The organism is Clostridium sp. UBA1056 (assembly GCA_002316385.1).
Taxonomy (GTDB): domain Bacteria; phylum Bacillota; class Clostridia; order Clostridiales; family Clostridiaceae; genus Clostridium_J.
Genome location: DCDL01000056.1, coordinates 21,699 through 27,698 on the forward strand (window position 1 = coordinate 21,699; position 6,000 = coordinate 27,698).

The following is a 6,000-nucleotide window of genomic DNA, read 5'->3' on the forward strand; positions in this document are numbered from 1 at the left end:
TTATATAGCGATGTTTAAAAATAGTTTAGCTTATACACATTACCATCTCCCATAAAAATATTTTAAATTATACAAGTAAACTTATATAATTGAATGGCATCTTTACCATTAACCCTAACTATCTTAGGTGGCCTAGCATACTCTATACTTATTTTTTGAGTTTCCTCTTCTAATAATAGCCCTCTGGCCTTCATAGCATTGATTAAACTAATCTTTCTGTTATTAGGAAATATTATATAAGCAACACTTTTTCTATCTTGCTTTAACAATTCAACAATATCATTTGCTAGAACATCCAATTTGATATCGAATGGTGGATCACATATAACTCTATCAAATTTTTTTAAATATTTATTCTGTAAAAATTTTGTTAAACCAATATTTAAATCATATTTTACAAATTTTAGACCACCATTTTCTCTAAATCTGTTATCTCGTTCAAAAAGGACTATGTTTTTATTTATCTTATATGCATACTGTGCTACGGATGGAGTAACTAGACATGCTGTATATCCTTCACATAATTCTGCTAGATTTGCTGTAGTTTCAACAGAAAAGAAATATTGCATATACTCTAAATTCTGATTTAATTTAACATAGGCTTCGGAATTGCTATAGGAGAGCTCCACATAGGGAAATATTAAATTATTCCTATGAGCATACAGTCTATCAATGTTGTTATCATTCATTAAAGATATTATATTCCTCTTATGCAATTCCAAATTAACATTTACATCTCTTTTAATGAACCTTAACCAAATAAATCCATTAGGATGCCTATTACTATCAACATATAGACTATAGCTATTATATTCTAATTGTAAACCAAGGTCATGAATTAAATTCCATGACTTTAATATCCATCCTGGTTTTGTCAGTACTACTAATCTTCCATCTTTTTTTAGCAACTTACTTGACTTTGTTAATAACTTTTCAAACATCTCATATTCTATTCCAGTTTCAAGACTAAACCTGTTTATCTGTACTTCTTCTAAGATATTAATTAAATTAGTAATACCCACAATTGCTACATCAAAAGATTCATTCTCATATTCTACAAGCCCTATATCAAAATTAGAGCTAATAATTTCTGTATATTTATAACCTGATAAAAGTTCATTGATATTTTTCAATAATCCATTATCAAGGCCGCAACTTGTATCTAAAATTTGTGTCACTAATTTTTGTGGTGTATATATATATGATATTAGTAATGTGGTAATCTCTAAATACGAGCCTATTGTGATTACATTGTCAGTATCATTAATACAAGCAAAATTAATAAACGATAAGGCTTTATTTAAACCAAATATATTTGAAATTAACATATTTCTGATTTCATGTTCATAAACTAACTCCATCGCACAAATTACATCTTCTTCATGTGCAAACTTCAATGTTGTATCCATTGATAGGACCTCCTTAAAATAAGCTTTGAGGCCTAACCATCGATTTATTAAATATAAAACAAAAGGCTACAAAAAAGCGCTGCTTTCTTGTAGCCTAAAAATACGTAATCAATTTTATACTTAAATAAGTTTATCTAATAAGAACTATATATATTTAATGCGATAAAAATAAATATATACAATCTTCAATTACTATAGCTCCTATACTAATAAACTTAACGTCTATATAAAATATAAATACAATTTTAGTTCTATAAGAGGTATGTCTTTTAATCGCTAACTTAAAAGAAGTACACAAAAAAACCTAATGATTAGGCATTTTATTCTTTCTTTTATCAATTTTCAATTATGAAAATTAATTAGCAATTACACAATTTCATTGTTGTACCTCCTATATTTGATAAAACCATTATAACATTTTTTTAAAACTAAGGCAATAAATAACAACATATGGAATTTGATTAAATCTTTGCTTTAATTAATTAAAATAGCATTTTATCTATATTTTAGTTTTATTCACCGTATACGCTTCCTATATACCTCAATCTAAGTCAATCAAATACTGTTTAATAGTAAAATTTATACGGGATTGTGTCAAAACAGGCTCAGCTGCTCCTCTTCATAATTTTTTCTATAGTCTTTAATTATATCTTTCATTTTGTATATAATTCCGTACCTATCACATTCCTCAGTAAAGGTCTTCCAAAGATTCTTAGTATTAGAAGACTCGTACTCATACCTATCACCATAGGTATGAGTGTATTTCCTAACCAGGTTCTGCCTTGGAAATAGTTTTTCTAATTGCTCATAGTAGTAAACTCTCTGGTTTCCTCTAAGGGTAAGCCCCATTCCATAGGCAAATATGAACTTTGCTCCTGAATTATGAGCTTCTCTAACTATATTTCTTATATTCTCCTGTGAATCATTAATAAAAGGAAGAATTGGCATCAGTAATATTCCTGTATATATGCCATTATCACTAAGCTGTTTTATAGCCTTAAATCTTTCACTGCTAGGTGCTACATTCGGCTCTATCTTTTTACATAGCTCATCATCAAAGGTAGTTATAGTTATTTTTATTAACACTGGAGAGTGCTTTGAAATCTGTTTTAATATATCCATATCTCTAGCAATAAGAGGACTCTTTGTAGCAATAGAAACGCCAAAGTTATATCTATTGATTTCCTTCAAAGCTCCTCTTGTTAACTCATGCTGTTTTTCAAAAGGATTATAAGGGTCACTCATAGCCCCTGTACCTATTACACCCTTCCTTCTCTTTCTCTTAAGTTCTTTTCCTATGGATTCTATAGCTTTTTCCTTTGCTCTAACTCTATCAAAATCCTCTATCTGATAACATTCACTCCTAGAGTCGCAATAAATGCATCCATGACAACACCCTTTATAAATATTCATATTGTAATTAATATCAAACCATGAATTATTAGTCATATATTGAGATATTAACTTTTTAGCTTCTATGTATTCTATGCTAATCACCACCTAACTTAATTTTAAAATAAAGTTTATCTTCATAGCTTTTATCCCAATAATTAAAATAATAATATTATAATTTATCTAAATCATTTTCTGTATAGACTTCAATTCCATTTTTCATCAATAATTCTGCTACTAATCCATCACCTTCTATTAGTTTTCCTGAAAATGTTCCATCATATATGAGTCCACATCCACACGAAGGACTTCTTGACTGTAATATTGCCTTATTTATATCCGCTGCTTTAATAATTCCTAGTGTTTTCTCTGCTCCCTCTATAAAACTCTTGGTTAAGTCTTTACCATCCTTACTAACTACTCTTTTATTGGAATTTTCATCTATAATAATCTCACAACATGGTCTTGGAGTAGATAGTCCTGATAATTGTTCTGGACATACCGCTATAGCCTTTCCTTCTTTCACTAACTTAGCTATATACTTATTCTCACTATTACTTCCATCATATCTACAATTAACTCCTGCTAGACATGAACTAACTAGGTACATATATAGTCCTCCTTCATTTTTTATCTATAACTTAACTTATACTACAATACCTAAACTCTTACAACAGATTGCTTTATTATTGTCTTAAGCTTACTCTCTTCAAATCTTCTTGGATCACTAAGGTATATCTCTTCATGTTTTCCACTTATTCTGTATCCTGCTTCTGTTATAGTTTCATGAAGCCTTTTTATAGTGTCACCTTCATCCTTGTAAGCTCCAATATATAAAGTTTCAAAGACTTCAGTCTCTTTAATTTCTATAAACTTAATTTTATCTATATAATTAGACTCTCCCTTTAACTTATCCTTCATTTCCTCTACCGTTTCTTTTGTAATGAAATCCGGTACTTGAATCATCATTGTCCACATCCACTTATCCTTAGGTTCTTTTGTAAAATCCTCTATATTCTCACTCCACCAAATCCCTGTCAAAGGCATGACAACAAAGTCTAAATCTTTCTTTTTATAGTCCATCTTAATACTATATGCCATTTTATAAAGAGTTCCAACTATATTCTGATATTCCTGGCAGCTACTAGCTCTATAATTAGCTTTTCTAGATTAGGGGGATGGCAATTACTATCTTGAATTCTATCCATACAAGGAGAAGGGGGAGGTTGGGAGCTCTGTAGACACGTTACGCACCGCGTAGGTGGAAAGACTACCAGGAGTTTCATTTTCTTTAAATTGGGAGGGATAAAGAAGAAAATCTACATCAGGAGCTATAACTATGGGAGTGTGAAAGCCTATATTTATACAAGTTATATACGAAGGTATAACAATGAAGAGCTAAGCTAAGAAGGTAAATGTAAATTATACATAAGCTATACTCTTGTATAATTAAAATAATATAAAAATAGAGAAATATTAACTAAAGAAAATGAGATACTTATTTTATCTTGAATGGGAGTCCATTCAAGGAGTATTAGATAGAATATAATGGTTATGGGCGGAACGGGCATTTTATTATAGGAGTGTAGCCAACATTTCCGACAAAATCCACGTTAAGCCAATTATAACCAAAAGTAAGTATCATAAAGGTTAAATTCAAGTTGTTTTGATACTTTGCTTTTGGTTATAGTTTTAGAACTGAAAATTAGTCATAAAACATCTCTTTTAAAGGCTTTAAAAATAATACCAATAACGACCGTTTATGGTGCTTTTATAAAAAATAAAAACAAGAGCATTTAAATTCTTGTTGATGAGTAAATAAGAATAATACGACACAACTGAACCTAAAATTATGTTACATCAATTCTACAAATTTGAATTTGATGAACTTCCCATTATACTCATACCTCTTTTTGATAATAAACAGATTCCTTATCTCTGTACATTTCCAAATATCCAAGCTTTTTATAAAATGAATTTGTTCTTATATTCCAAACCGGAGTTTCTAAGCGCCATGTTGTAATCTTGGGAAACATCTTTTCAATATATTTCATTGATTCTAATCCGAAACCTTTTTTATACTCTTTTGGATCTATGAATATTCTTCCCACATACATAATCTCCTTATTTCTTTTATCCTGAAATAAAACGGCTCCGCCAATGAGATAATCCTCCTGCTTTATAGTGTATAAATTATGACTTAACATCATTTTTTTATGCCATTTTTCAGAATCATAATTGGGTGGCCCTCCTACCTCATCGGCACCTACCATTACGTCTGTATCGAAAGCTCTCTTTGAAATATTGGTTACTATTTTGATTTCTTCTGGACTCGCTAACTTAATATCCAATTCACTCACCATCTTTCTTAAAAATCTAATATTATCCAATTCTATAACTCTTTTTATTTAGTACATCTATATATTCACGCCCATTATTATTCCAACACTCAACTTCAGTAATATCTACTTCAATGAGTACCGTATTTTTATATTTAGCCCAATACATAAATTCCTTATCAAGATGCTCACATCTCTCTAAAATTTCTTTATTTTCATCACTTGATGGATGTCCTAATATGACTGCTCTTCCTTGTATTTGTACATTATTAAAACACATTGCCACTAAAGGATTTTTAATAATTTGTTTATATTTCGCATAGGCTTTCGAAGTCATAAAATATATTTTCAATTCATTTGATGTGCAGTAAACAGTTCTAGCAGTAACTTTTCCATCTTCGCAGGTTGCTAATACAACATTTTTTTGTTCTTTCAATCGATCAATTATTTTAGCCCTCATCTCTGCATATTCAAGACTCCTCATTACTTTTCACCTCACAAAATATAAATAATCTTCCCTACAAATTACTATTTATTGAGTTGTTTTACAACTTTCATATGTAACATGGTATTAATCATAACCAAATTATACCATTACATACAAGGAATTACTATGATTTGATTGTGGTGATTTACAGAGTAATTACCTATGTTGGTCCTTAGAGTGGGTTTTGTCGGAAATGTTGGCGCTACTCCAGATAGTTTAAAAATTCAACCTAGAAGCTTCTGAAAGGCACTTTGAGAAGCTAAATTTAAACAGATAGTCTATAGAGCAGTTACAAGGTTTCTTGTTACTATAGCTTATGGATGGGCTTTAGTAAGTCTTATTGGAAGTGTGAGAAAAAGTGGACTAACTTTTA

Annotated in this window: 5 protein-coding genes and 1 pseudogene; all 6 read right to left on the minus strand. The window is 29.9% G+C overall.

Features of this window, described 5'->3' with window-relative positions; translation table 11 throughout:
• Window positions 1-62: 62 nt before the first annotated feature.
• A complete protein-coding gene (locus tag B3W71_RS15065) occupies window positions 63-1,409 on the minus strand; it encodes a hypothetical protein (RefSeq protein ID WP_346889760.1) in 1,347 nt (448 codons plus the stop codon).
• A 594-nt stretch (window positions 1,410-2,003) separates the two neighbouring features.
• Window positions 2,004-2,903 (minus strand): SPL family radical SAM protein, encoded by a 900-nt coding sequence (locus B3W71_RS15070; RefSeq protein WP_346889816.1) that lies wholly within the window; start codon window positions 2,901-2,903, stop codon window positions 2,004-2,006.
• A gap of 70 nt (window positions 2,904-2,973) precedes the next feature.
• A complete protein-coding gene (locus B3W71_RS15075; RefSeq protein ID WP_346889761.1) occupies window positions 2,974-3,411 on the minus strand; it encodes a DUF523 domain-containing protein in 438 nt (145 codons plus the stop codon).
• A 50-nt stretch (window positions 3,412-3,461) separates the two neighbouring features.
• A pseudogene (locus B3W71_RS15080) lies at window positions 3,462-3,929 on the minus strand (GyrI-like domain-containing protein); the annotation flags it as partial.
• Between the two features lie 773 nt (window positions 3,930-4,702).
• Window positions 4,703-5,191: a GNAT family N-acetyltransferase gene (locus tag B3W71_RS15085; protein WP_346889762.1), complete on the minus strand. Its 489-nt coding sequence runs from the start codon at window positions 5,189-5,191 to the stop codon at window positions 4,703-4,705.
• Window positions 5,184-5,624, minus strand: a complete 441-nt coding sequence (locus B3W71_RS15090) for a pyridoxamine 5'-phosphate oxidase family protein (protein WP_346889763.1) — start codon at window positions 5,622-5,624, stop codon at window positions 5,184-5,186. Before B3W71_RS15090 ends, B3W71_RS15085 begins: the two co-directional genes overlap by 8 nt.
• Window positions 5,625-6,000 lie beyond the last annotated feature (376 nt).

Coding starts and splice junctions, on each gene's coding strand:
- B3W71_RS15065 (WP_346889760.1), bottom strand. CDS start 1,409: ATGGATACAACATTGAAGTTTGCACATGAAGAAGATGTAATTTGTGCG.
- B3W71_RS15075 (WP_346889761.1), bottom strand. CDS start 3,411: ATGTACCTAGTTAGTTCATGTCTAGCAGGAGTTAATTGTAGATATGAT.
- B3W71_RS15090 (WP_346889763.1), bottom strand. CDS start 5,624: ATGAGGAGTCTTGAATATGCAGAGATGAGGGCTAAAATAATTGATCGA.